The following is a 24645-nucleotide window of genomic DNA, read 5'->3' as shown; positions in this document are numbered from 1 at the left end:
TCAGGCCGTGGTGAGCCTCCAGGTGCGGGTCGTGAGCCGTTCGGCGTGCCCTATCTCGGCTGTGCCGGGTGACGGGGGGACGGGGAGATGGACCGCCGCGTCGGCGGCGAGAGGGAGGATCTTGACCACGACGGGCTCGCCCGGGGGAAGCCCGTCGAGCGATATGTCCCATGGGCGGCCCGTGAAGAACTGGTCCGCGATCAGCTTGTCCCCCGCGTAGGCGCGGGCCACGTCGCCGGTCCAGTGCAGGCGCAGCAGGGTGCCGGGCGGTGGGGCGGTGTTCGGGACGTCGATGCGGTAGACGGCCGCCGTCTTGTCGTAGTGCTCGTCCTTGGGGGCGCTTGCCCGGCCCAGTACGCCCGTTTCGGGGGTGGGGGGTGGGCCCGGTGGGCGGAGCCGGGTGAGGGTGGGGGTGGGGGTGAGGGGTCTGGCGGGGGGCTGTGTGGGGGGAGCTTGCTCTTTCTCGTCGGGGGTCAGGGTGTAGCGGGTCAGGGGGCCGTCCTGGCTCTCCTTCAGGGTGGCGCCGGGTGTCTTCGGCGGGTGGTGGGGGGCGGGGAGGAGCGAGAGGGAGAAGGGGGTCGTCGGGGGCGTGTCGGAGGGGGTGCGGGGGTGGATTCGTACCTCGCCGTTCGGCGTGTCGAAGACCACGCCGTCGGGGCACAGGACGAGGCGTTGGGCTCCCCAGGCCTCGCCCTTGTAGGCGGTGCGGGCCGTGGTCGCGTCCAGGACGAGGAGAGCGACCCTGGTGCCGGTCGGTGTCTCCACCTCGACCAGGGCGTCCGTGCCGGGGCGCAGGCCTTTGATCAGGATGCGGTCGTTGTCGGTGGTTGTGGCTTCGGTGGTTACCGCTTCCGTGGTGACGGCCTCCGTGGTCACGGCTTCCGTGGTGGGGGTGGTGAGTGACCTCACCGTTCTTGCGTCCAGGGCCAGTTCGGGGGTGATGCCGTCCGTCGCGGCCAGGACCAGGACCGTACGGCCGTCGTCGTCCTCGATCGTGCACACCGGCTGGGCGGTGGCCCAGTCGATGCGGAGGCCCGCCACTTCCAGGCGCAGGGGCCAGCAGAAGTAGGCGCCCGCGGGGACGGTGACGGGGGTGCTGGGGAGGGTGAGTGGCGGGGCCTCGGGGAAGGCGACCGTGAAGGTCGTGTCCGGGTGGTCCGGGAGTGGCTCGTGCGGCTGGTGGTTGGTCACGAAGAGGAAACCCGACGTGCGTCCGTCGCTCCGGACCGCCCAGCGCAGGGTCTCGCGGTCGTGCTGGCCTTGGGGGACGCCGTCCGGCAGCACCGACCGCATGGGGGCGATCAGTTCGCCGAAGTCCGCCAGGAGCAGGTGTTGCAGGCGGAGTTCGTCGTAGGAGGGACGGTACTGGCCGTACTCGCCGAGTGGGGCCTGGAAGTCGTACGTCAGGACGGGGAGGTCGTTGGGGTAGGCGGTGGCGTGGGACTCCTGGAGAGACGTCAGGTCCCCGGTGGGGTTGGTGCCTCCGTGGAACATGTAGTAGCCCTGCCAGACCGAGCCGCAGCCGATCTTCGTGAGGCCGAGGGCGCCGATGTCGGCTGCGTCGACGCGCGGGCGGCGGTGGTAGGCGACCGCCATTCCGCCGCCCAGCTCGCAGGTGGCCCAGGGGAACCTCTCCGCGTAGGTCTCGGGATCCGTGCCACGTACGGTCGTCGGACGCAGGTCGGCGCCGATGCCCTCGTCGTCCCGCTGATGGGTGAAGAAGAAGTGCTTGCGGCAGGTGTCGGGCCAGCCGCCGTCGGCCTCGGTCCAGAAGGCCTCCGGGTAGCCGCCGTAGAGCGGGAGCAGTTCGTCGTCGGGGAGGTGGACTCCGCCCCAGGCCGTCGAGGTCCACAGGGGTGCGGAGAGGCCGGCCTCCTGGGCCATGCGTTTCAGGGTCAGGAGGTGGGCTGGGCGGTCGTAGAGCTCGTTCTCGATCTGGATCGCGATGATCGGGCCGTCGTTCGCCCGGTCGAGGTCGTGGAGTTGAGTGGCGATGGCTTCGAACCAGGGGCGTACGGCGGCCAGGTATGCCGGGTCGTCCGTGCGGGTGGCCGTCGTGCGGGCCAGTACCCAGTCGGGGAGACCGCCGTTGCGGACCTCCGCGTGGGACCACGGGCCGATGCGGGGGATGAAGTCGAGGCCGTGGCGGGCGCAGAGCTGGGCGAAGCGGCGCAGGTCGAGGTTGCGGTCGGTGTCGAAGCGGATGCGGTTCTCTGCCTCCTGGTGGTGGATCCAGATGATGTACGAGGCTACGGCCGTGATGCCGCCCGCCTTCATCTTCAGGAGCTCCTCCTCCCAGTCCTCGGCCGGGTAGCGGGAGTAGTGGAACTCGCCCGACACCGGGAACCAGGGGCGGCCGCCCCGGGTCAGCCAGCGGCTGGTCACCTCGATGGGGTCGGGGGCGGTGGGGGCGTCTGTGAAGGGAAGGTGGCCGCGCAGTGGGGGTGCGGAGGGGGCGGGGATGTGTGCGCGGTGCTGCGTCAGTGCATGCATCAGTGCTGCTCCGGGCCGAGGTCGGGGGTGTCGGTGAGGTGGGCCTCGGGGGTGGTGGTGCCGTGGAGTTCGAGGAGGACGAGGTCGTTGGTGCCGGGGCGCAGGACGGGGGCGGGGACGTAGAGGGTGCGTTGGGGGCCGCGGTTCCAGTAGCGGCCCAGGTGGAAGCCGTTGATCCAGGCCTGGCCCTTGGTCCAGCCGGGGAGGGAGAGGAAGGTGTCGGCCGGGGTCGATACGTCGAACGTGCCGTGGTGGAAGGCCGGTTCGGCGGAGGTGGGGGTGGTCGGCGGCGTGAACTCGATCGTGTTCGGTACGTCGTCCAGGGGCAGGGGGTGGGTGTCCCAGCCCTGGAGGGGGGCGCCGTCGAAGGTGACCGGGCCCAGCAGGCCCTTGGGGACGCCGATGCGGGGGCCGTAGTTGACCCGGCCCATGTTCTCCACGAGGACGTCGAGGACGGCGCCGGCGCGGGGGACGTGGACGGGCAGCGTCTCGTCGTAGCGCTCGCGTTCCAGGACGCCTGCGGGGGCGCCGTCCAGGAAGACCTGGGCTCGGTCTCCTACTCCCCCGGTGAAGTGGAGGAGGCCGGCGCCCTTGACCGGGACCGTGGTGCGGTACAGGACGTAACCGGCTCGCTGTCCCAGTTCGTCGGCGGTGAGGGGGTCGGTGGAGCGTACGGGGGGTGCGAGGTGCGAGAGGAGGGGGGCCCGTCCCGTCAACCGCACTGTGGTGAGCGGGAGTTTGGGGGCGGGGGCCGGTACCGGCTCGGTGGGGAGCGTGGTGTGGCGGGCGATCACCTCGCGGAAGGCGTGGTACTTCGGGCCCGGGTCGCCGCTTTCGGTGAGCGGGGCGTCGTAGTCGTAGGAAGTGACGGTGGGGGCGTAGGCGTGGTGGTGGTTGGCGCCGTTGGTGTAACCGAAGTTGGTGCCGCCGTGGAACATGTAGATGTTGACGGAGGCGCCCGCGGAGAGGAGCCGGTCGAGGTCCGCGGCCGCGTCGGCGGTGTCCCGGCCGTGGTGCGGGCCGCCCCAGTGGTCGAACCAGCCGATCCAGAACTCCGAGCACATCAGGGGGCCTTCGGGCTGGGCCTCGCGGAGGCGGGCGAGGGACTCGTCCACGCGGCTGCCGAAGGTGCCTGTGGCCAGGACGCCGGGGAGGGTGCCGTTCTTGAGGTGGTCGCCGTCGGTCTGGTCGCAGGTGAAGAGGAGTTCCTCGATGCCGCGTGAGCGGAGGGCATGCTCGATGTGCTTGAGGTAGGCGGCGTCGTCACCGTAGGCGCCGTACTCGTTCTCCACCTGTACGGCGATGACGGGGCCGCCGGACGCCGCCATGTACGACAGGAGTGGGGGGAGGAGGAGGTCTAGGTAGCGGTCGATGACGTCCGTGAAGCGGGGGTCGCTGGTGCGCAGGCGGATGTCGGGGGTGGGGGTGGGGGTGGGGGTGGGGGTGGCAGTGGGGGTGGTGGTGGGGGTGGTGTTGGTGGTGGTCGTGAGCCAGTGGGGCAGGCCGCCGCCGTCCCACTCGGCGCAGATGAAGGGGCCGGGGCGGAGGAGGACGTGCAGGCCCTCTGCGGCGGCCAGGCGGAGGAAGCGGGGCAGGTCCAGGAGGCCGTCGAGGACCAGGGTGCCGGGTTCGGGCTGGTGGAGGTTCCAGGGGATGTACGTCTCGACCGTGTTGAGGCCCATGAGGCGGGCCTTGTGGAGTCGGTCGGTCCACTGGTCGGGGTGGACGCGGAAGTAGTGCAGGGCGCCGGAGAGGATGCGGAACGGTTCGCCGTGGAGGAGGAAGCCGTCTGTGGTCGTGGTGAGGGCGGGCATGCGGGTCCCTTCGGTGGGGTGGGGTGGGGTGGGCGGTGCGGGGTTGGGCGGTGCGGGGTGAGGGGGCTCTTGCGCCTGGGGGCCGTGGGTGGGTCGGGGTCGTGGCGGTGCGGCGAGCCCGTCGCGTGTTGGGCGTACTGCTGTCCGCTGCCACAGTGGGACGTGGCTGGGACGAGCTGAGCGACGGGCTGCGCCGCACCGCCACGACCCACTCCCGTGGACGGGCGGCCTCGGGCGCGTTGGGGTTCCCCCTCCGGCTAGAGGTGCGGTGGGCTTCCCCTCCGGCCGGGGGGTGGGCTTCCCCTCCGGCTGGGGGTGCGGAGGGGGTTCCCCTGTCGGGGTGTGTCGGGGGGCCTCAGGGGGTCTTCGTGTGGGTTGCCCTGATCAGCCAGAGTGTGGCTGCCAGGCAGGTTGTCGAGACTGCGGCCAGGAGGAGGGGGACCGTTCGGACGCCGGACCACTCGATGGCCTTGCCCAGTGCCGGGCCCGCCGCGACGCCGCCGGCCATGGAGGCGGCGATCACCAGGGCGCCGGCGCGGCGGGCCTGGGGGGTGGTGCGGTTGAGCCAGGGCAGGCCTGTGGGGAAGATCGGGGCGATGAAGAGGCCCACGCCGGCGTAGGCGTAGGGGGCCAGGTCCGGTACGGCGGCCAGGAGGAGACAGGCGGTCATGCCGGCGCAGGAGACGGTGATGATGGCCTGGGCGGAGAAGCGCAGGGCGATCGGGGCGACCAGGAATCGGCCGACGGTCATCATCAGCCAGTAGACGCTGGTGGCGGTGGCGGCTGCGCCTGCGCCGTAGCCGATGGTTTCCAGGTGGGTGGGTTCCCAGCCGCCCACGCCTGCCTCGATGCCCACGTGCAGGACGTAGAGGGTGACGAAGACGGTGAGGACGGAGGTGAGGCTGCGGCGGAGGGGGGTGGAGGTGGAGGGCCGGTCGCCTGACGGTGGGGGTGCGTGGTCGCGTACGCCGCGCAGGCAGAGCAGCAGGGGCAGGTTGGCGAGGGCGAAGATCAGGAAGACGGCCGGGTAGTGCTCGGCGCCGACCGCCCCGATCAGGGCCGGGCCGAGGATCGCGCCGATGCCGAAGTGGGCGTTGAGGATGTTGAGCATCGCGGTGGAACGGTGGCCGAAGCCTATGGAGAAGAGCTGGTTGAGGCCGTAGTCGATGCCGCCGAAGCCGAGGCCCGCGAGGAGGGCCGCGAGGAGGGCGAGGGGCCAGTTCGGCGCGAGTGCGAAGCCTGCGGCGCCGGCCGCCATCAGGAGGTACGAGCTGGCGAGGATCCGCCGGTTGCTCGTACGGCCGTAGCGGCGGTCGAAGAGGAGGACTCCGGCGACTCCGCCCACGAAGTGGGCGCTCAGACCGAGGCCTGCCGTGGAGGGTGAGAGGCCGAACTCCTGGCGCAGGGCCGGGATCGCGGGGCCGTAGAGGGCCTGGAGTGCGCCGATGAGTACGAAGCCGGCACAGGAGGCTGCCACGGCGGGCGTGGTGAAGACGGGGGCGGTGTGGAGCGTGGTGTTCGGCGGGGGTGAGGTCGCCGCCGGGGCGCGCTGTGCCGTGGGGTGGTCGCTCACGCGGACTCCAGAAGCGGACGGCCCACTGCGGTGTGGGGTGCGGTGTGATGCTCCGACGGGCGTCGATGTTACCGGTAACATCGCTGGCGTCAAGGTGTTTGACACGGGGTGGTGGAGTGGGGAACTTGCCGATCGAGGAAGTTGGGATCAAGGGAGTTGAGGGGTGGTGGGCAGCAAGGCCAAGGTGTCTGTGCGAATGGCGGTGGGGATCGCCGCCGTGTAGCTGTCGGCCTGGCCTGTGATGGTGGGGCGGGCGCGCGCTGCCGCTACCTCCTGCCCCTTGTCGGCCGTCGCACGTCCCCCGTCGCGCGTCGCGCGTCACCCGTCGCGCGTCGCGCGTCCCCCGTCACCCGTCCCCCGTCGCCCGTCGCCCGTCGTCCGGGGCTGGGGGCTGGCGCGGTGTCGGCTCGGGCACGGGTTGGTTGCGACAAGGGCTTTTCGGTGTAGGGGAGTTGGGGCGGCGGCAGCATGCGACACATGAGCCGAGACCGAGACCGGTACGTCGACTTCCTGCGGGCCTGGGCGATTCTGATCGTGGTGCTCGGGCACTGGGTGATCACCGGGCTGGTCCGGCATCCGGACGGTGGGATCACCGCGCCGGAGTTGTTGGCGACGGTGCCCTGGACGCAGTGGCTGACCCTGGGTTTCCAGATCATGCCGTTGTTCTTCCTGGCCGGCGGGTATGCCGCCGGTGGGTCCTGGGCGCGGGCCCGGGCCGGCGGGGCGTCCGCCTCGGGGTGGGTGGGGCAGAGGGCGGTGCGGCTGCTGCTGCCCACGGCCGTGTACAGCGGGCTCGTGCTCCTCGCCGTCGGGGTGTGCGCCGGGCTCGGCGTGGATCCCGCCACCCTCGCGCTGGTGGGGTGGGCGATGGCCATGCAGTTCTGGTTCCTGCCGGTGTATCTGCTGCTCAGCGCCCTGACGCCGATGCTGTACATCCTTCACGAACGGTGGGGGGCGCGGGTGCCGGCGGGGATGGGGGTCGTCGGGCTCGGTGTCGGGGTGCTCGTCGTGGCCGCCGACTCGTCCCGCAGCGGGATCGTCGAGGCCGTCGGAGCGCTCAACCACCTGCTCGTGTGGGGGGTCGTCTACCAACTCGGGTTCTGCTGGCGGGATGGGATGTTGGGCGGCGGGAGGCGGACGGTGCCGATCGCCATGGCGGTGGGGGGCGGGGCGGGGTTCGCCGCGCTGGTCGGGCCGGGGCCGTTCCCCATCAGCCTGATCCTGGTGACCGGGCAGGAGCCGAGCAACACCAACCCGCCGTCCGCGGCCATGCTGGCGTGGGCCGTGGCTCAGGTCGGGGTGGCTCTGCTGGTCGCGCCGGTCGTGCGGCGGGCGTTGGAGCGGGCTCGGGTGTGGCGGGCGGTGCGGGTGCTGGGGGCCGGCAGCATGGCGCTGTACCTGTGGCACATGCTGCCCGTGCTGGTCGTCGCCGCCGCCTTCTATCTGACGGGGCTCGCTCCCGAACCCGGTTACGGCTCGGCGGCCTGGTGGGCGCTGCGAGTGCCGTGGGTGGTGGTGCTCGGGGGTGTCCTGGTGGGGGTCCTGCGGGCGTTGCGGCCACTGGAGCGGGGGCTGGCCGCTGTGGACGTACGCGTGCGGCCCGACGCGGGGCTTCGGGGGGCGGCGGCCTGGCGGATGTGGGCCGGGCTCGGAGCGAGCGTCTGGGCGCTGGTGTATTTCGCGGGGCACGGGTTCGCGTACGGGGGCGAGTTTCCGGTGTGGCCGGCGGCGGGGCTGGGCGTGGGTCTGGGCCTGGTGCTCGCGGTTCTGCCTCGGCGGGGCGGGAAGGGTGGCGAGGGGGGTCTGGGTGGCGGGCGGGCCGAGGGGGGCGAGCGGAGCAAGGAGGGCCGGCGGAGCAAGGGGGGCGCTGGGGCCCGAGCGGGAAACGGGGCTCTGGAGGAGGCTGTCCGACCTGGGCGATCACTCGCGAGGAGGCCAAGGGGCGAGGGGAGGTGAAGGGGGCGAGAGGGGCGAGGCGGTGAGGGGCGGGCGTGGAGGGCGGGAGGCTACGGGCGCGGCGGTGAGAGGTGAGCAACAGGGGCAGGAGGGTGAGGCGGTGAGGGGCGGGCGTGGAGGGCGGGAGGCTACGGGCGCGGCGGTGAGGCGTGAGCAACGGGGGCAGGAGGGTGAGGCGGTGAGGGGCGGGCGTGGAGGGCGGGAGGCTACGGGCTCGGCGGTGAGAGGTGAGCAACGGGGGCAGGAGGGTGAGGGGGTGACGGAGGTGTGGGGGGTCAGGCCGTGCGTTTGCCGGGTGTCGTCTTCTTCGCCGGTGTCTTCTTCGCCGTGGTCTTCTGCGCCGTCGTCTTCTTCGCCGCGGTCTTCTTGGCGGTGCTCTTGCGTTGCGCCGTGCTCTTCGACGCCGTGGTCTTCTTCGCCGACTGCGTCGACTTCGCCGTCGACTTCTTCGGCGCCGCCGTCGTCTTCTTCGCCGACGATGTCGCCGTCGCCGTCGATTTCTTGCCACCCGTCCGCTTGGGTGCCGGGCGGGCCGACTTGCGTTGTTGCAGGCGTCTGACCTCTGCCTCTTCCGGCTCCGCAGTAGGCTCCGGTTCCTCGCCCCGCGACTCCTTCGCGGCCCGGACGCTCTTCTCCAGGGCCGCCATCAGGTCCAGCACCTTGCCGCTCGACGGCGCGGACGGGACCTCGCGGGGTGTCTCGCCGGCCGCCTTCGCCGCCACGACCTCCTCCACCGCCTCGCGGTACTCGTCGTGCAGGTCCTCCAGGTCGACCTCGCCGAGGGTGTCCATCAGGGCGTCCGCGAGGTCGAGCTCCTTGTCGCGGACGGTGACGGAGGTGTCCGGGGCGACGCCCTCCGGCGCGCGGACCTCGTCAGGCCAGAGCAGGCCGTGCATGGCGATCGCGTCGCCGACCACGCGGAGCATGCCGAGACGCTCGCGGCCACGCAGGGCGTACTTCGCGATCGCCACCTTGTTGCTGCGCTTCAGTGCCTCCCTGAGCAGCGTGTACGGCTTCGCGGCCGCGGCGCCGCCCGCCTGGAGGTAGTACGAGGCGTCCATCTGGAGCGGGTCGATCCGGTCGCCCGGGACGAAGGCCACGATCTCGATCGTCTTCGCGGTCGGGATCGGCAGGTGGGCCAGGTCCTCGTCGGTGATCGGGATGACCGTGCCGTCCGCGTCCTCGTACCCCTTGCCGATCTCCGCCGAGCTCACCTCGCGTTCCTCCAGCTCGCAGACCTTGCGGTAGCGGATGCGGCCGCCGTCCTCCAGGTGGATCTGGCGGAAGGAGATCGAGTGGCTCTCGGTGGCGTTCACCAGCTTGATCGGGATGCTGACCAGGCCGAAGGAGATGGCGCCGTTCCATATGGATCTCACGTGCAGCATCCTCCCGAATGAGCGTTATGTGACGGTTTCATGTGATTCTCATCGTATGACGCCGATCACTGAGGTGGAGGGGCGGCGGCTCGCGCTCAGCAATCTGGAGAAGGTGCTGTATCCGGCGACCGGCCTCACCAAGGGTGAGGTGCTGCACTACTACGCGACCGTCGCCGACGTCCTGCTCCCCCATCTGCGCGACCGGCCGCTGTCCTTCCTGCGCTACCCGGACGGGCCCGACGGGCAGATCTTCTTCGCCAAGAACGTGCCGCCGGGGACACCCGAGTGGGTCACCACCGCCGAGGTGCCGCGGTCGGAGGGGCCGGCCCGGATGGTCGTCGTGCAGGATCTGGCGAGTCTGGTCTGGGCGGCGAACCTCGTCACCGAGTTCCATACGCCCCAGTGGGTGATTCAGGATCCCTCGGTCGCCGACCGGCTCGTCTTCGACCTCGACCCCGGGTCGCCCGCGACCGTCGTCGAGTGCTGCGAGGTCGCGGCGTGGCTGCGGGAGCGGTTGGCGGCGGACGGGATCGAGGCGTACCCGAAGACGTCCGGGTCGAAGGGGCTGCATCTGCTGGCGGCGGTGCGGGGGGCCTCGTCCGAACGGGTCACGGAGTATGCGAAGCGGCTGGCCGTGGAGGCGGAGCGGGGCATGCCGCGGCTGGTTCTGCATCGGATGACGCGGAGTCTGCGGCCGGGGAAGGTGTTCGTGGACTGGAGTCAGAACGCGGCGCGCAAGACGACGGCCGCGCCGTACACGTTGCGGGCTCGGGACGAGCCGGCCGTGTCGGCGCCGGTTACGTGGGAGGAGGTCGAGGGGTGCCGGTCGGCTCGGACGCTCACGTTCTTGGCCTCGGACATCGCCCCACGGGTGCAGGACTACGGGGATCTGCTGGCACCGCTGCTCGATGGGGGGCGGGCGGGGGTGGTGCCGTGAGGGGGCTCGCCGGCCTTCCTCGCCCCTGCCGCCCCTACCCGTCCCATCCTCAGGGGGCTGCTGCTCCCTGGACCCCCGCTTCGCCCCGAAAGGGCCTCGTCCTCAGACGCCGGACGGGCCGAAGTGCCTGACCGGCGCTCGAGAACTTCCGCCGAACCGGCCTCGAAAGTCCGTCACACTCTCGCCCACGTCTCCCGGTCCCTCGCCATCGCGTGGAGGGCCTCCACGTCTGCCGGTTTCAGGACTCCGCCCAGGCGGGAGAGGTCGGTGAGGGCGGTGTCGGTCAGGACGCGGACCTCGCGTGGGGGGAGGGGGACGGAGACGTCCGTGGGGGCCACGAGGGCCAGTACCGGGCGGACCTCGGCCGTGAGGGCGTAGGAGGCGCGGTCGGCGTCCGCGCGGATCCGGCGGAGCAGGGGCTCCGGGTCGCGGCGGCCCAGGGTGACCATGGGGTCGGCGATCCGGACCCGCTGTTTACGGGCGTACAGGGTGTGGATCGCGAACAGGCCTGCGGGGCCGATCGACAAGTGGTGGACACGGTCTCCGCCGGGGAGCGGGACGGAGTGCAGGGTGCGCCAGCCTGCGCCGTCGAGGCGGTCCAGGGCGTCGCCGACCGTCTGCTCGGCCGCGAGGGCGCGGCGGCGCGGGTCGGTGCGGAGGCGGTGGGCGGGGCCGGGGTCGCGGTCCAGGGCGATCAGGAGGGCCTCGCCGGGGCGGTTGGGGGCCAGGTCGTCGTCGGGATGGAGGGCGAGGCGGGCCAGCTCCGCGGGGGTCGGCACCGGGGGCGGGCCGACCGTCACCGGGCCGGTGACGAAGGGGCCGAGGGCCTCAAGGACGTCCTCTCTGCGGGCGTCGCCGAGCAGGTTGACGCGGCCCCCCTCACGGTCGTACCAGGCGATGTTCCTGCCGTCCGCGAGACAGACGTAGAGCCGCTCCTGGCCGTGTCGCCAGGTCGGTATGACGCGCAGTCCGTTCATGCACCATCACCCCACGACCATGGGAACAGGAGGGGTGCTCCGGGGGCAAGAAGGCGGTTACCTTCGAAGGGAGCTGGGCAGGCACTGGGCAGCGCGTTTCGGGAGGCGCCATTGCGGACCCGCAGGAAGCAACCCGACGTACCGGTTCCGGACCGTCCGTGGAGCGAGATCGTGCCCGGCCTGTGGATGGGCGGACACGAGTTCCGGGGGCCCGGTGGGGAGCTGGAGCTCGCCGTGGTGCGGGGCGAGTTCGATCTCGTCCAGACGTTGACCACGGCCCGGCAGGGGCACGGGCCCGATCCCGGTGTGCGGCACCATGTGTGGCCGATTCCGGACGGGCCGCTGGACGGCACCCAGCTCGCCGGTGTGATCCGGCTGGCGCAGGCCGCGGGAGACGCGATGGACGAGGGCCGTACGGTCCTCGTCCGCTGTCACAGCGGCTACAACCGCTCCGGGCTGGTCGTCGCCCACACGCTGGTGCACCGGGGGCACTCGGCCGAGGAGGCGATCCGGCTGATACGGTCACGGCGCTCGCCGTGGGCCCTGCACAACGAGTTGTTCGTGGAGTACCTGCGGGCGGGGCTGCCGACAGCCAGACTTCTTGAGGAGCTGGCCGAGTAATCGTTTCACCTTGGTCAGCATCTCCGGCCCACCGGTACGCAAATCGGACTTCCATGCGAATAAGGTGTACGGGGCCTGACACCGTCGTAGCCCAAGAGGAGTCACAGGAGTCCCGTGCCTCGCAGTCGCCCCATCTGTCGCTCCCGTTCCATGCGGCCTTCCCGTCCCACCCGCCCCAGCCGTCCCGCGTTCGTCGGCGTCGCCGTCGTCCTGCTGGCGTCGGTCGCCGTGGGCTGCGGTGACGCCGGTGAGCTGAAGGGCGCGGGGTCGACGCCGACCGCGATCAGCCCGGACCAGCTCTGGCCGGATCTGACCCCCGCCGCCAGTCCGGCCTTCGACATCGGCGAGGTGGACACCCAGGTGGTCAAGGGCATCACGGTGCCCGGCGGCGACATCCACACGGTGGACCCGGTCACGGTCGTCCGCAGGGAGATCGCGGAGAGCCCGGGCGACTACACCGAGGGCGCGTACGACGAGACGGCCCGCCGGATGGCCGACTGCGGCAGGAGCGGCGTGCAAGGGCTCAGGTGTCCCGTTCTCAAGGCCTACTACCGCGACCTCACCGGCGACGGCCACGACGACATGACGCTGGGCTTCCGGCAGCTGCCCGGCAACCTGACGGCCGTCCGCGTCTACACCGTCCGCAAGAACAGACTCGTGCAGATCATGGGCTACGAGGACGCCGTGAGCGCGGTCGAGCTGGCCGGGCGGTCCGTGATCATCCGGGCCCCCTCGGAGGTCGCCGGCTACGAGTACCGCCTGCAGTGGACCTGGGACCAGCAACAGCGGGCGATGCTGCTCACCAACGACGAGATGCTGCGCACGGGCGGCGCCGACCGGAAGCACTCCCCGCACTCCCAGCGGCCCTCCGCCTCAGCCTCCCCCTCGGCCCCCTCTCCCTCGGCCTCCGCGAGCGGCCGATGAGGCTCGCACTTCCCTCGTGGGCCGGCACGCTCGCCGTGAAGGCCGCCGTCTTCATCACGGTGATGTGCTGCGCGCTGGCCGCGCTGCTCGGCGTCCTGGTGCATGTGTCGGTGACGAACCAGACCGTCGGCCAGGCGCGCGATCTCGCGCTGTCCCGGCTGAAGGAGGCGACGACGGCGTTCGAGGCCGGGGACACCCTCGGGTGGGGCGCCAGCGTCGATCCGCCCGGGCTGCCCACGGCACTGCGGACGCTGGCGGTGGCCGGGGAGCGCGGCACGGTGGTGGCCGACTACCGGGGGCGTCCCACGATGTGGGCGGCGGGGCCCGCCGACGGTGAGCGGGCCCTCGCGGTCGCGGTCGACTACTCGCAGAGCGCCCACACCATCGAGGCGCTCGACACCGCGATCCTGTGGTCGTCGGTGCTGGCGATCGGGGCGACGCTGCTGGTCGGCGCCGTCGCGGTGACCCGGGTGACCCGGCGGCTGCACACCACCGCGCAGGTGGCCCGGCGGATCACCGCCGGCGATCTGGACGCGCGCGTGGACGACCCCCGCGCGAAGGAACCGGGGCGCCCGCAGGACGAGGTGGGCGCCGTCGCCGTCGCGCTGGACTCCATGGCGTCCTCGTTGCAGGGCAAGCTACTGAGCGAGCAGCGGTTCACCGCCGATGTGGCGCACGAGCTGCGCACCCCGCTGACCGGGCTGCACGCGGCGGCCGAACTGCTGCCGCCGGGGCGGCCGACGGAGCTGGTGCGCGACCGGGTGGCGGCGCTGCGCACGCTGACCGAGGACCTGCTGGAGATCTCCCGGCTGGACACCGGGCATGAGCGGCTGGACCTGGACGCCGAGGAGCTGGGCGCGTTGGCGGTGCGGGTGGTGCGGGCGTCGGAGGCCTCCGGCACCTTCGGTGCTTCGGTGGCCGACGCCGAGGTCACGGTCGCCATCGTCCGGGACATGCGCGTGGAGACCGACCGGCGGCGTCTGGAGCGGGTGCTGGGCAACCTTCTCGCCAACGCGCAGCGGCACGGGCGGGCGCCGGTGACGCTGACGGTGGACGGGCCCGTGGTCAGCGTCCGGGACCACGGGGACGGCTATCCGCAGTACCTCGTCACGCACGGGCCGCAGCGGTTCCGCACCGAGGGCGGGGCGAAGGGGCACGGGCTCGGGCTGACGATCGCGGCCGGCCAGGCGGAGGTGCTGGGCGCCCGGCTGACGTTCGCCAACGCGCCGGACGGCGGTGCCGTGGCCACGCTGACGCTCCCTCAGACGCCTCCTGCCGGGGGCGGCCTCCCCGATGGCGCAGCGTGACGGGCGAGGCGCCCGAACGACTCCTAATGTGGCGATTAGTCAGCTTCACCCTCTTCATGGAGGTATCGCCATGTCCGTGCGCTCCGCTCTCACCCGTCTCGCCTTGGTCACCGCAGCCGGCGCGCTCGCCGCCACCGCGACCGTCACCCCGGCCCTCGCCGACGGCGGGGACGACGACTGGGGCGGCAACAGCAACGGCAACGGCCTCAGCGCCCAGGAGGACGACCCGCAGGACTGGCAGAACCAGGGCGGCCAGGGCGGCGACGGCGGCCAGAGCAACGGCCAGAGCAACGGCGGGAACGGGAACTGGCAGTCGAGCGGTGATGGTGGTGGCGATGGCGGTGGCGGTGGCGGCAACTGGCAGTCCGGCGGCGGCAACGGCTGGCAGTCGGGGGGCGGCGACAGTGGCGACTGGCAGTCCGGGGACCACGACAACAACGACTCCCGCCGCTTCCGCGGGCGCGTCACCGCCGACCAGTTGCTCCTGCGCAGCAGGCCGACCCGCGCCGGCCAGGTGATCCGCGTCGCCCACCGCGGGGAGATCGTCTCGATCTTCTGCAAGACCGCCGGCCAGAACGTCCAGGGCAACCCCCTCTGGTACCTCCTCACGGACGGCACCTGGGCATGGGGCGCGGCGCGCTACATCGACAACATCGGGGCGGCACCGCGCTGGTGCTGACCCGGCCCCGGCCCGGCACCGCCACGACGTCGGCACGACGCCGACTCGAAAATGTATCCAAGGCTCACAAGGAGCCCCATTTGGGTAAGTTCCGGACATGACGAAAGCCGGAGTCGGAACGGGAACCACCGTGGTGGCGGCGGCCGACGCGCCCGCCCCCGCGGTACGCCTCCCCCGGCGCCGCGGCGTCGAACTCGCCCTCATCGTCCTGGCCGTCCTGCTCTCCGTGTACGGGTACTGCGCCGTCGGCCTCGCGAAGCACGGCACCGTCCCGCCCGGCGCCGCCGGTTACGGCGCCGGGCTCGGTGTGCTCGCGCTGCTGGCGCATCTCGCGGTGCGGCTGCGCGCCCCCTGCGCCGACCCGCTCCTGCTGCCCATCGCGGTGCTGCTCAACGGGATCGGGCTGGTGCTGATCTACCGGCTCGACCTGGAGACGCCGGGCGACCGGGCGGCACCCACGCAACTGGTGTGGTCCACACTCGGGGTGGCCCTGTTCATCGTGGTCGTGGCCGCGCTGCGCGACCACCGGGTGCTCCAGCGGTACGCGTACGTGTGCGTGGTCGCCGCGCTCGCCCTCCTCGCCCTGCCGATCCTCTTCCCGGCCGTGAACGGCGCCCGCATCTGGATCCGGATCGCCGGGTTCTCCATCCAGCCGGGCGAGTTCGCGAAGGTGCTGCTGGCGGTGTTCTTCGCCGCGTACCTGGCGGCCAACCGCACGGCGCTGGCGTACGCGGGCCGGCAGATCTGGCACTGCCGGCGGATCCAGCTGCCCACCGGCCGTGTTCTCGGACCGATCGTCGCGATCTGGCTGCTGAGCGTCGGCGTGCTGGTCCTGGAGCGGGATCTCGGCACGTCCCTGCTCTTCTTCGGGCTGTTCGTGGTCATGCTCTACGTCGCCACCGGCCGCACCGGCTGGATCGCCGTCGGCCTGCTGCTCGCCTCGCTCGGCGCGGTCGCCGTCGGCCGGCTGGAGCCGCACGTGCACAGCAGGGTCGAGGACTGGCTGCACCCGTTCGCGTCCATCGAGGCCGGTCAGGGCCCCAACCAGCTCGCGCAGTCGCTGTTCTCGTTCGCGGCCGGCGGGGTGCTCGGCACCGGGCTCGGGCTCGGCCACTCCATCCTCATCGGCTTCGCCGCGAAGTCGGACTTCATCCTGGCGACGGCGGGCGAGGAACTGGGCCTGGCGGGGCTGTCGGCGCTCTTCCTCCTCTACGGCCTGCTGGTGGAGCGCGGCTACCGGGCGGGCCTGTCCCTGCGCGACCCGTTCGGCCGGCTGCTGGCGACCGGCCTCGCCTCGATCGTGGCGCTCCAGGTCTTCGTGATCGCGGGCGGGGTGACCGGCCTGATCCCGCTGACCGGCATGGCGATGCCGTTCCTGGCGCAGGGCGGCTCGTCGGTCGTCACCAACTGGGCGATCGTGGCGCTGCTGATCCGGGTGAGCGACTCGGCGCGACGGCCGTACGCGGAACAGCTCGACGAACCGGTCGACAAGAACCCACGGAGGTCCGGGTGACCCGGCACATCCGGCGCGCCGCCGTCTTCTGCGCCCTGCTGCTGGTGGCGCTCCTGGTCAACGCCGCGCGCGTCCAGGTCGTCCGGTCCGGCGTCTACGACCACAACCCGGCCAACCGGCGTGCGTCCATCGCCCGTTACGCCCAGCCGCGCGGCGACATCCTGGTCGACGGGGCCCCCGTCACCGGTTCCCGGGACACCGGGGAGCAGTTGCGCTACGAACGCACGTACCGGGACGGGCCGTTGTACGCGCCGGTGACCGGCTTCGCCTCCCAGGTGTACGGGACGACGTTCCTGGAGCACACCGGGGACGGCGTCCTGTCGGGGGCGGATCCGCTGCTCTCGCCGTTCCCGCTGTGGAACGACGTCACGCACGGCCGGCCCCCCGGCGGCAACGTGGTGACGACGCTGAACCGCCGGGCCCAGCGGGCCGCCTACGAGGGGCTGGACGGACGCAAGGGCGCGGTGGCGGCGGTGGAACCGGCGACGGGGCGGGTACTGGCGCTGGTGTCCAGTCCGTCGTACGACCCGGGCGTGCTGTCCGGGAACGACGCAGGGGCCGAACGGGCCTGGGCGCGGCTCAACGGCGACCCGGACAAGCCGATGCTGAACCGGGCGGTGCGGCAGACGTATCCGCCGGGGTCGACGTTCAAGGTGGTCACCGCGGCGGCGGCACTGGACGCGGGCGTGATCACGGACCTCGACGCGGCGACCGACTCCCCCGCCCCCTACCGGCTGCCCGGGACGACGACGATCCTGACGAACGAGGGCGACGGCTGCGAGGACGCTCCGCTGCGGGACGCCTTCGAGTGGTCGTGCAACACGGTGTTCGCGAAACTCGGCGTGGACACGGGGCTGGCCCGGATGACCCGGACGGCGCAGGCGTTCGGCTTCAACGACGTGGACATGCGGATCCCGTTCGCCGTCTCTGCGAGCACCTTCGACACCTCGCTCGACGAGGCGCAGCTGGCGCTGTCCTCGATCGGCCAGTACAACACGCGGGCGACCCCGCTCCAGATGGCGACGGTGGCGGCGGCGGTGGCCGACGGGGGGCGGGCGCGCACGCCGTACCTGGTGGAGCGCACGACGCGGAAGGGCGGGGCGACGGTGGCCACGGCCGGTTCCCGCCCGTCCCGCCAGGCGATGCTCCCCTCGACGGCACGGCGGATGCGGGAGCTGATGGAGAACGTGGTGCGGGAGGGCACCGGGACCAACGCCGCGATCCCCGGCGCGATCGTCGGCGGCAAGACCGGCACCGCGCAGCACGGCATCGGCAACGCCGGGATTCCGTACGCCTGGTTCGTCTCCTGGGCGCAGGGCGAGCGGGACATGGAGCCGAGGGTCGCGGTCGCGGTGGTGGTGGAGGACGGGTCGGCGCGCCGCGGGGACATCACCGGGGGCGGGATGGCGGCGCCGATCGCGCGGGCGGTGATGGAGGCGGTGCTCAACTCGTGAGACGGGGGGTACCGAACGGCAGGCTCCCGACCTACCGTTCGGTCCATGACTGACGCCGACACACAAGTAGCCGCAACCGCAACCGCCTTCGAACTCGCCCAGGTCAACCTCGCCCGCCTCAAGTTCCCTTTGGACTCACCGGAGTTGAAGGACTTCGTCGACGCCCTCGACCCGGTCAACGCCGACGCGGACACGGCCGACGGCTTCGTCTGGCGCCTCCAGTCCGAGGACGGCGACGCGACCGGCATCGAGGTCTTCGGCGACGCCTGGCTGATCATCAACATGTCGGTGTGGCGGGACGCCAACGCCCTGACCGCGTACATGTACCAGGGCCGGCACCGCGAGATGCTGTCCCGTCGACGGGAGTGGTTCGAGCGGGTGGCGGAGGCGATGACGGCCCTGTGGTGGGTGCCGGCCGGTCACCGCCCGACGGTCGCGGAGGCCGAGTCCCGCCTCCTCCACCTGCGCGCCAACGGCCCGACCCCGTACGCCTTCACCCTGCGCACGTCGTTCCCGGCCCAGGGAGCGGAGCCGGTGGGGTTCGCGGTCCCGGAGGACCTGGGCTGCTCGGTCTGAGAAGACAACAGGAAGGCCTAGGGAAGCCTGAGCTTGAACGACCCGGCGGGCCGCGGCCTGCCGTGGCCGCACTCGATCTCGTTGCCGTCGACGTCCCCGACGTAGGCGGGCAGCCGCTCGGCGTGCACGGTCACTGTCCCCGGCCCGTGCTCCACCTCGGACGCCTCGTCACCGGGATCCACGAGCATCCAACGGACGCGGAGGGCGGCCACGGGAGCCGACCGACGGTCATCGGCGGCGGTTGATCGCGGTGAGGTCGATGGTGAGGGGAAACGGGAGGGCCAGCTCGAGCTTGTCGTGATAGATGCCCGTCGGTACGTACGTGCTGGTGGCGGGGTCGAGCTCGTAGACGTAGACCACGGGGAGGCCTTCACTCTCTTCGACTCGCCAGTAGTGGGGGATGCCCGCCTCCGCGTACTTGCGCGGCTTGACCTTGCGGTCGCGCTCCTTGGAGTCCTTCGATACGACCTCCAAGGCCAGCACGACATCCTCGGGCCTGTACCAGGTCTGCTGGGGACCTGTATCAGCCTCGGCGCGAAACACCAGGACGTCGGGCTCCGGCCGGTTTCGCGTGTCGAGCTTGACGCTCATTTCCCGGAGGACGTCCAGTTCCTGCGGAGCCTGGTCGAGTAGAGCGCCCTCCAGCAGGCGCATCGTGCGCGAATGAAACGACGTCTGCGGACTCACGAAGACCAGACTCCCGTCGATCAGCTCCGTATGCGGAGGCAGGTTCGGGAGTCGGTCGAGGTCGTCGGCCGTCCAGCCGTCGACGGGCGGACGGGCCCACTCGTAGTCCTCATCCAGCCCGTACTCGCGTGCGGCGCTCATGATTGCTCCCATGCGGCGGAGTCTGCCTGGCACAGCCAGCGTACCCAGCGGGATATGCCGATTCGCCCCTCGGTGGAGTGATCACGCACGGCAGTGTTGACGCGCGGGGGATTGACGGGCTTGCTGACAGGCAGTCTCATAAGGGCATGACGAGCCTCACGGATGCCGACGCGCTGGACGGGCTGCGGGACGCGCTGGGCCTGCTCAAGGACCGGGAGCAGGTGGCCGAGCGGCTGCTCACGTCCTCCGCCAAGCACTCCTTCGACCCGGACGAGGAGCTGGACTGGGACGCCCCCTTCGAAGAGGGCAAGTGGTTCTGGCCGCCGGAGCTGGTGTCGCTGTACGACACGCCGATGTGGCGGCGGATGAGCGAGGAGCAGCGGATCCTGCTGTCGCGGCACGAGGCCGCCGCGCTCGCCTCGCTGGGGATCTGGTTCGAGATCATCCTCATGCAGCTGCTCGTCCGGCACATCTACGACAAGGCGGCGACGAGCGCGCACGTCCGGTACGCGCTGACCGAGATCGAGGACGAGTGCCGGCACTCGAAGATGTTCGCCCGGCTGATCTCGGCCGGCGGCACCCCCTGGTATCCGGTGAGCCGCGCCCACCAGAACCTGGGGCGGTTGTTCAAGACGATCTCCACGACCCCCGGCTCCTTCACCGCGACCCTGCTCGGCGAGGAGGTCCTGGACTGGATGCAGCGGCTGACCTTCCCGGACGAGCGGGTCCAGCCGCTGATCAGGGGCGTCACCCGGATCCACGTCGTGGAGGAGGCCCGGCACGTGCGCTACGCCCGCGAGGAACTGCGCCGCCAGATGGTGAGCGCGCCGAGGTGGTCCCAGGAGTTCACCCGGGTCACGTCGGGCGAGTTCGCGCGGGTGTTCTCGGTGGCCTTCGTGAATCCCGAGGTCTACCCGAACGTGGGCCTGGACAGGCGTGAGGCCATGGCGCAGGTGCGGGCCAGCGGACACCGGCGGGAGATCATGCAGACGGGAGCCAAGCGGTTGACCGACTTCCTGGACGACATCGGGGTGCTGCGCGGGGTCGGGCGACGGCTGTGGAGGTCTTCGGGGCTGCTGGCGTGACCGGAGCGCGACCGGAGGCGGGCGCCGGTCGGGGGTGGGCGATTACGCTGCACTTCATGACCCCCGCCGCCCCCGCCTACCGGCGCCTCAGCGTGGAGGAGCGCCGTAGCCAGCTGCTCGACGCCGCGCTGTCGCTGTTCGCGCACCGCGTCCCCGAGGACGTCTCGCTGGACGACGTGGCGGAGGCCGCCGGGGTGTCCCGGCCGCTCGTCTACAGGTACTTCCCGGGCGGCAAACAGCAGCTCTACGAGGCCGCCCTGCGCTCCGCCGCCGAGGAGCTGAACCACTGCTTCGACGAGCCCCGCCAGGGCCCCCTCCTCCCCCGCCTCGCCCGCGCCCTCGACCGCTACCTCACCTTCGTCGGCCGCCACGACGCCGGCTTCAGCGCCCTGCTCCAGGGCGGCAGCGTCGTCGAGACCTCCCGTACGACCGCCATCGTGGACGGCGTCCGGCGAGCCGCCGCCGAGCACATCTACAGCCACCTGGGGATCACCGATCCCGGGCCGCGGCTCCGGATGACCGTGCGGATGTGGATCACGGCGGTCGAGGCGGCCTCCCTCATCTGGCTCGACGAGGACAAGCAGCCGCCCGCCGACGAGCTGCGGGACTGGCTGGTCGACCAGTTCGTCGCCGTCCTCACGGTGACCTCGGCGCGGGACGCGCAGACCGCCGAGCTGGTCCGGGGTGCGCTGTCGGCGGAGACCTGATCGACACTGGTGCGGTGAAGAGCGAAGACACCCCCTTCGAGGGCGGTCCCATGGACGGCCGGGTCCTGCCCGTGCTGCTCGGCCCGACCGGGCACCCGCCGAAGACGTACCGCATCCCCGTCCCCGACGCGGCCGGTGGCCCGCCCACCGTCCTGGTCTACCGGCGTGTGCCCCGCGGCCACAGCAGAAAGCTCGGACTGCCCCAGGGCTGGAAGTACGAGTTTGCCGCCGAAGGTGACCAGGGGGCGGGGAAGAAGAGCGGCCGACCACGGTGGCCCTGGTCCAAGCCCGACGCCACGCCGGACGGCCGACGGGACGACGCCACCGAGTGACCCCGTTGCGCCGAACCGCGCACACTCGGCGCGCGGGCCACGCGCGCACGCCTGATGCTCGCCCTGCGGGATGGAGGGGCCACCCCGCAACGGAGGTGATGACGTGTCAGGAAGGCTGCTGCGTCTGGCCTGTACGGTCTCCACGGCGGCGCTCGCCGCCCAGACCGTCCTGGCCCCCGGGCTCGCCACGGCCGTGACGGAAGGACAGACGGCGGTCGTCGCGGAGACCCCGGACCCGGGCGAGTCCTCGGAGACCGGAGCCGAGACCCCGGACGCCGGCGAACCGTCGGTCGCCGGAGCCGAGACCCCGGACCCGGGCGAACCACCGACCGTCGGAGCGGAGGCCGGTGCGGAGGTGTCGGACACCGGCGAAAAGACCGTGGCCGCGTTGCTGACGGAGCTTCAGCGGCTGTACCGGGAGGCCGAGCAGGCCACCGAGGCCTACAACGCCACCGAGGAACAGCTCAGGCGGCGGCGGGCCGAGACCGGGCGGCTGGACGCCGACCTGGCCAAGGCGCGGCTCTCCCTGCACGACAGCCGGGGCGCCGCCGGGCGGCTGGCCCGCCAGCAGTACCAGGGCAGCACCGGCATCTCCCCCTACGTACGGCTGCTGCTCGCCCGCGATCCGCAGCACGCCCTCGACCAGGGGCATGTGATCGGCCGACTGGCGCGCGAGCGGGCCGAGACGGTCGGGCGGCTGGAGAGCGGCGAACGCAAGGCCGACGGGCTGGCGCGCAAGGCCCGCGCCGCCCTCGACGACCAGCTCACCCTCACCGCGCGCACGAAGAAGGAGCGCGACGACGTACGCCGGCGCCTCGACGACGTCGAGGCACTCCTCGCCTCCCTCACCGCCGAGCAGCTCGCCGCCCTCGCCGAACTGGAGAAGAAGGGCGTCGCCCAGGCGCAGGAGAAGCTCGTGGCGTCCGGAGCGCTCGGTGCGCCCGGTACGTCCGGTGCGCTCGGCGAGGACCGCAAGCCGTCGAAGGAGGGCGAGCAGGCCGTGCGGTACGCCGTGCGGCAGATCGGCAAGCCGTACGAATGGGGCGCCGAGGGCCCGAGGTCGTACGACTGCTCGGGCCTGACGTCCGAGGCCTGGGGGCATGCCGGGACGCCGATCCCCCGGACCAGCGAGGAGCAGTGGGCGCGGCTGCCGAGGATCCCGCTGAGGGAACTTCGCCCCGGCGACCTGGTGATCTACTTCCCCGAGGCCACCCACGTGGCGATGTACCTGGGCGGGGGCAAGGTGGTCCAGGCACCGCGAACGGGCGAGAAGATCAAGGTCACCCCGATCGCGTCCCAACCGGTACTGGGCGCCGTACGCCCCGACCGGGCGCCCGGAACCGACCCCGGACAGGTCCCCGTCTTCTCCGGCTCACAGAAGTGAGCCCACCTGTGCGCTCCTGGCTGCTCGGCATGAGGTGCGCGTAGATCCGGAGCGTCCGGGAGTGTGGTGGCCTGGGGGGACAAGTCATGGTTCGGCAATGCCGGTTGACGCGTCGAACCCTTGTGATCTTGACTCTGGAGGTCAGTTCGCAAGGGCATCACATGATGCCCGACAAAGACGGGGAACCCATGCGCATACGCCAAGCCATGACGGCTCTTTCCTTGACCGCCTCACTCGCTGTTCCGGGGCTGGTCCTCGCTGCCGCTCCGGCCCAGGCGGCCTCGGGCTGCTACATCAAGGCGAGCTCGGCGAACCTCCGCTCCAAGGCGTCCACCAGCTCCACCAGCCTGGGCGTGGCGTACAAGAACAACAAGTGCACCGAGAAGACCTCGACCTACACGGGTGGCCACCGCTGGTACAAGGTCAAGATGACGACCGGGAACGCCAAGGGCAAGACCGGCTGGGTCCGGGACGACCTGATCCACCTGCCCGACGACGACGTCCACACCTGCAGCCCGGAAGACGTGGCATGCCACACGGGCTGACCGCCTGACGGGTACAACGGGATCGGGTCCCGGCGCCACAGGCGCCGGGGCCCTTCCTGTTCCTGGCCCGGGCGATGTCACGGGTGTTCGCCGAAGAGGCGTCCTCCCCTACCGTCAAGGGGCACTGATCGTCCGAGCCCGGTTCCGGTCCTCACCATCCGCCCGGCGGACCGGCCCGCCCGCAGCCGGCATCACGGTGGCGCCGCGCGCACCCGGCACGGTCCGCCCCGCGCCGCCCGCGCGACGCGGACCCACCCTCCGACGGCGAGTACGAGGACGACGTACAGGACGAGCGGAGAAAGCCCGTCAGGCTCCGGTGACCGAGGTCAGGTAGGCGCCCGTCTTCTCCGGCTCGTAGAAGAAGTTCTCGAAGTCGGCCGGGTCGTTGAACGCGTTGGCGAAACGATCAGCCACGGGCGGCAGCTGCCCGGCCGCGCCCAGCAGGTTGATGATGTGCTCCGGCGGCGGAGCGAGCATCGCGTTGGTCCACTTGGTGACGTGCTGAGCCGTCTCCCAGTAGCGGTCGAAGGTGGCGCGCATCCACTCCTCGTCGAACTCCTTCTCGCCCTGCTCGAGGATCGACGCGAGATACGCGGCGGCGCACTTGGACGCCGAGTTGGAGCCCTGACCGGTGATCGGGTCGTTGGCGACGACGACGTCGGCGACGCCGAGCACCAGACCGCCGCCGGGGAGGCGGCCGATGGGGTTGCGGACCGTGGGCGCGTAGCGGCCGGCCAACGTGCCGCCCGCATCGGTCAGTTCGACCTTCGTGGCCCGCGCGTACTCCCAGGGCGTGAACTTCTCCATGAGTTCCAGGGTCAGGGAGAGGTGTTCCGCCGGGTCCTTGACGCCGTTGAAGACGTCCAGCGGGCCGCCGGGTATGCCCTCCCAGAAGAGGATGTCGGCGCGGCCGGAGGTGGTGAGCGTCGGCATGACGAAGAGTTCGCCGACACCGGGGACCAGGTTGCAGCGGACCGCCTCCATGTCCGGGTGCTCCGGGCGCGGGCCCAGTCCGTGGACGTAGGCGACGGCGAGGGCGCGCTGCGGCTCGCTGTAGGGGGAGCGCTGCGGGTCGCGGCCGAACATCTGGACGAGCTCGCCCTTGCCCGCCGAGACCAGGACGAGGTCGTAGGCGCGGGAGAAGTAGTCGAGGTCGGAGACCGCCGCGCCGTGGATGACGAGCTGGCCGCCGCGCTGGACGAACGTCTCCATCCAGCCGGCCATCTTCACCCGCTGGTCGACGGACTGCGCGTACCCGTCGAGCCGGCCCAGCCAGTCGATCGCGCGCTGGGTGGGGCCCGGGTCGTGCGAGCCGGGGGCGGCGACCGAGACGCCGAGTCCCTCGAGCTTCGGGGCCTGCTGCTCCCAGAAGTTCAGCTGGAGGTCGCGCTCGTGATGCAGGGCCGTGTGGAACATGCACTGCGTCGACATGACCCGGCCGGAGCGGATCTCGTCCGCCGTCCGGTTGGACATCAGGGTGACCTCGTACCCGTGCGACTGGAGGCCGAGGGCGAGCTGGAGACCGGACTGGCCGGCTCCGACGACGAGTATCTTCCGCATGCGG

Annotated in this window: 22 protein-coding genes; 14 read left to right on the top strand and 8 right to left on the bottom strand. The window is 71.7% G+C overall.

Annotated elements, in window-relative coordinates:
* The 3 genes from OG289_RS33775 to OG289_RS33765 all read right to left on the bottom strand — a co-directional run bounded on the left by OG289_RS33775 (position 1) and on the right by OG289_RS33765 (position 5880).
* Positions 1–2493, bottom strand: a complete 2493-nt coding sequence (locus OG289_RS33775; protein WP_327317827.1) for a beta-galactosidase — start codon at positions 2491–2493, stop codon at positions 1–3.
* The gene (locus tag OG289_RS33770; RefSeq protein ID WP_327317826.1) at positions 2493–4307 is read right to left on the bottom strand and encodes a glycoside hydrolase family 35 protein; all 1815 of its coding nucleotides are present in this window, start codon (positions 4305–4307) and stop codon (positions 2493–2495) included. The genes OG289_RS33775 and OG289_RS33770 overlap by 1 nt, the downstream gene beginning before the upstream one ends.
* A gap of 355 nt (positions 4308–4662) precedes the next feature.
* Positions 4663–5880 carry an MFS transporter gene (locus OG289_RS33765; RefSeq protein WP_442818992.1) on the bottom strand — a complete coding sequence of 406 codons (1218 nt, stop codon included), beginning with the start codon at positions 5878–5880 and terminating at the stop codon, positions 4663–4665.
* A 477-nt stretch (positions 5881–6357) separates the two neighbouring features.
* Here OG289_RS33765 and OG289_RS33760 point away from each other — a divergent pair, with 477 nt between their 5' ends.
* Complete coding sequence (locus OG289_RS33760) at positions 6358–7836, top strand: acyltransferase family protein (RefSeq protein WP_327317825.1); 1479 nt, start codon at positions 6358–6360, stop codon at positions 7834–7836.
* 275 nt (positions 7837–8111) lie between these two features.
* Here the strand turns inward: OG289_RS33760 and ku are convergent, their stop codons facing one another.
* Positions 8112–9212 carry a non-homologous end joining protein Ku gene (ku, locus tag OG289_RS33755; protein ID WP_442818991.1) on the bottom strand — a complete coding sequence of 367 codons (1101 nt, stop codon included), beginning with the start codon at positions 9210–9212 and terminating at the stop codon, positions 8112–8114.
* A gap of 55 nt (positions 9213–9267) precedes the next feature.
* Between ku and ligD the strand changes: the two genes are divergently transcribed.
* The gene (ligD, locus tag OG289_RS33750; protein ID WP_327317822.1) at positions 9268–10149 is read left to right on the top strand and encodes a non-homologous end-joining DNA ligase; all 882 of its coding nucleotides are present in this window, start codon (positions 9268–9270) and stop codon (positions 10147–10149) included.
* A gap of 173 nt (positions 10150–10322) precedes the next feature.
* Here ligD and OG289_RS33745 read toward each other — a convergent pair whose 3' ends face one another.
* Complete coding sequence (locus OG289_RS33745) at positions 10323–11126, bottom strand: NERD domain-containing protein (RefSeq protein WP_327317821.1); 804 nt, start codon at positions 11124–11126, stop codon at positions 10323–10325.
* A gap of 111 nt (positions 11127–11237) precedes the next feature.
* Between OG289_RS33745 and OG289_RS33740 the strand changes: the two genes are divergently transcribed.
* The 7 genes from OG289_RS33740 (at position 11238) to OG289_RS33710 (ending at position 18200) form a co-directional block, all read left to right on the top strand.
* Positions 11238–11747 carry a protein-tyrosine phosphatase family protein gene (locus OG289_RS33740; RefSeq protein ID WP_327317820.1) on the top strand — a complete coding sequence of 170 codons (510 nt, stop codon included), beginning with the start codon at positions 11238–11240 and terminating at the stop codon, positions 11745–11747.
* Positions 11748–11897: 150 nt separating this feature from the next.
* Positions 11898–12671 (top strand): hypothetical protein, encoded by a 774-nt coding sequence (locus tag OG289_RS33735; protein ID WP_327317819.1) that lies wholly within the window; start codon positions 11898–11900, stop codon positions 12669–12671.
* Positions 12668–13978 carry an ATP-binding protein gene (locus tag OG289_RS33730; protein ID WP_327317818.1) on the top strand — a complete coding sequence of 437 codons (1311 nt, stop codon included), beginning with the start codon at positions 12668–12670 and terminating at the stop codon, positions 13976–13978. The genes OG289_RS33735 and OG289_RS33730 overlap by 4 nt, the downstream gene beginning before the upstream one ends.
* Positions 13979–14048: 70 nt before the next feature.
* Positions 14049–14657: an SH3 domain-containing protein gene (locus OG289_RS33725; RefSeq protein WP_327317817.1), complete on the top strand. Its 609-nt coding sequence runs from the start codon at positions 14049–14051 to the stop codon at positions 14655–14657.
* A gap of 97 nt (positions 14658–14754) precedes the next feature.
* Positions 14755–16170, top strand: coding sequence for an FtsW/RodA/SpoVE family cell cycle protein (locus OG289_RS33720; protein WP_327317816.1), 1416 nt, complete (start codon positions 14755–14757; stop codon positions 16168–16170).
* Positions 16167–17624 carry a peptidoglycan D,D-transpeptidase FtsI family protein gene (locus tag OG289_RS33715; RefSeq protein WP_327317815.1) on the top strand — a complete coding sequence of 486 codons (1458 nt, stop codon included), beginning with the start codon at positions 16167–16169 and terminating at the stop codon, positions 17622–17624. Before OG289_RS33720 ends, OG289_RS33715 begins: the two co-directional genes overlap by 4 nt.
* A gap of 45 nt (positions 17625–17669) precedes the next feature.
* Positions 17670–18200 carry a DUF3291 domain-containing protein gene (locus OG289_RS33710; RefSeq protein WP_327317814.1) on the top strand — a complete coding sequence of 177 codons (531 nt, stop codon included), beginning with the start codon at positions 17670–17672 and terminating at the stop codon, positions 18198–18200.
* A 17-nt stretch (positions 18201–18217) separates the two neighbouring features.
* Here OG289_RS33710 and OG289_RS33705 read toward each other — a convergent pair whose 3' ends face one another.
* Together OG289_RS33705 and OG289_RS33700 are read right to left on the bottom strand one after the other, a co-directional pair.
* Positions 18218–18388, bottom strand: a complete 171-nt coding sequence (locus OG289_RS33705) for a hypothetical protein (protein ID WP_327317813.1) — start codon at positions 18386–18388, stop codon at positions 18218–18220.
* A 40-nt stretch (positions 18389–18428) separates the two neighbouring features.
* Complete coding sequence (locus tag OG289_RS33700) at positions 18429–19028, bottom strand: Uma2 family endonuclease (protein ID WP_327317812.1); 600 nt, start codon at positions 19026–19028, stop codon at positions 18429–18431.
* A 146-nt stretch (positions 19029–19174) separates the two neighbouring features.
* On the opposite strand from OG289_RS33700, the gene OG289_RS33695 reads away from it, so the two are divergent.
* The 5 genes from OG289_RS33695 to OG289_RS33675 all read left to right on the top strand — a co-directional run bounded on the left by OG289_RS33695 (position 19175) and on the right by OG289_RS33675 (position 23081).
* The gene (locus OG289_RS33695; RefSeq protein ID WP_327317811.1) at positions 19175–20113 is read left to right on the top strand and encodes an AurF N-oxygenase family protein; all 939 of its coding nucleotides are present in this window, start codon (positions 19175–19177) and stop codon (positions 20111–20113) included.
* Positions 20114–20169: 56 nt separating this feature from the next.
* The gene (locus OG289_RS33690) at positions 20170–20820 is read left to right on the top strand and encodes a TetR/AcrR family transcriptional regulator (RefSeq protein ID WP_327317810.1); all 651 of its coding nucleotides are present in this window, start codon (positions 20170–20172) and stop codon (positions 20818–20820) included.
* 14 nt (positions 20821–20834) lie between these two features.
* Positions 20835–21152 carry a hypothetical protein gene (locus OG289_RS33685; RefSeq protein ID WP_327317809.1) on the top strand — a complete coding sequence of 106 codons (318 nt, stop codon included), beginning with the start codon at positions 20835–20837 and terminating at the stop codon, positions 21150–21152.
* Between the two features lie 103 nt (positions 21153–21255).
* Entirely contained in the window at positions 21256–22536 is a 1281-nt protein-coding gene (locus OG289_RS33680) for an NlpC/P60 family protein (RefSeq protein WP_442818990.1), read from the top strand.
* Between the two features lie 206 nt (positions 22537–22742).
* Entirely contained in the window at positions 22743–23081 is a 339-nt protein-coding gene (locus tag OG289_RS33675) for an SH3 domain-containing protein (RefSeq protein ID WP_327317808.1), read from the top strand.
* A 306-nt stretch (positions 23082–23387) separates the two neighbouring features.
* On the opposite strand, the gene OG289_RS33670 is transcribed toward OG289_RS33675, so the two are convergent.
* A complete protein-coding gene (locus OG289_RS33670; protein WP_327317807.1) occupies positions 23388–24641 on the bottom strand; it encodes a styrene monooxygenase/indole monooxygenase family protein in 1254 nt (417 codons plus the stop codon).
* Between the last annotated feature and the right edge of the window lie 4 nt (positions 24642–24645).

It is taken from the genome of Streptomyces sp. NBC_01235 (assembly GCF_035989285.1).
Taxonomy (GTDB): Bacteria; Actinomycetota; Actinomycetes; order Streptomycetales; family Streptomycetaceae; genus Streptomyces.
This window is presented reverse-complemented; position numbering and strand designations above follow the sequence as displayed.

Excerpts from the sequence above, each read along its gene's own strand:
- OG289_RS33775 (WP_327317827.1), bottom strand. The coding sequence starts at position 2,493 with ATGCATGCACTGACGCAGCACCGCGCACACATCCCCGCCCCCTCCGCA.
- OG289_RS33770 (WP_327317826.1), bottom strand. The coding sequence starts at position 4,307 with ATGCCCGCCCTCACCACGACCACAGACGGCTTCCTCCTCCACGGCGAA.
- OG289_RS33760 (WP_327317825.1), top strand. The coding sequence starts at position 6,358 with ATGAGCCGAGACCGAGACCGGTACGTCGACTTCCTGCGGGCCTGGGCG.
- ligD (WP_327317822.1), top strand. The coding sequence starts at position 9,268 with ATGACGCCGATCACTGAGGTGGAGGGGCGGCGGCTCGCGCTCAGCAAT.
- OG289_RS33745 (WP_327317821.1), bottom strand. The coding sequence starts at position 11,126 with ATGAACGGACTGCGCGTCATACCGACCTGGCGACACGGCCAGGAGCGG.
- OG289_RS33735 (WP_327317819.1), top strand. The coding sequence starts at position 11,898 with ATGCGGCCTTCCCGTCCCACCCGCCCCAGCCGTCCCGCGTTCGTCGGC.
- OG289_RS33730 (WP_327317818.1), top strand. The coding sequence starts at position 12,668 with ATGAGGCTCGCACTTCCCTCGTGGGCCGGCACGCTCGCCGTGAAGGCC.
- OG289_RS33725 (WP_327317817.1), top strand. The coding sequence starts at position 14,049 with ATGTCCGTGCGCTCCGCTCTCACCCGTCTCGCCTTGGTCACCGCAGCC.
- OG289_RS33720 (WP_327317816.1), top strand. The coding sequence starts at position 14,755 with ATGACGAAAGCCGGAGTCGGAACGGGAACCACCGTGGTGGCGGCGGCC.
- OG289_RS33710 (WP_327317814.1), top strand. The coding sequence starts at position 17,670 with ATGACTGACGCCGACACACAAGTAGCCGCAACCGCAACCGCCTTCGAA.
- OG289_RS33705 (WP_327317813.1), bottom strand. The coding sequence starts at position 18,388 with ATGCTCGTGGATCCCGGTGACGAGGCGTCCGAGGTGGAGCACGGGCCG.
- OG289_RS33700 (WP_327317812.1), bottom strand. The coding sequence starts at position 19,028 with ATGAGCGCCGCACGCGAGTACGGGCTGGATGAGGACTACGAGTGGGCC.
- OG289_RS33695 (WP_327317811.1), top strand. The coding sequence starts at position 19,175 with ATGACGAGCCTCACGGATGCCGACGCGCTGGACGGGCTGCGGGACGCG.
- OG289_RS33690 (WP_327317810.1), top strand. The coding sequence starts at position 20,170 with ATGACCCCCGCCGCCCCCGCCTACCGGCGCCTCAGCGTGGAGGAGCGC.
- OG289_RS33675 (WP_327317808.1), top strand. The coding sequence starts at position 22,743 with ATGACGGCTCTTTCCTTGACCGCCTCACTCGCTGTTCCGGGGCTGGTC.
- OG289_RS33670 (WP_327317807.1), bottom strand. The coding sequence starts at position 24,641 with ATGCGGAAGATACTCGTCGTCGGAGCCGGCCAGTCCGGTCTCCAGCTC.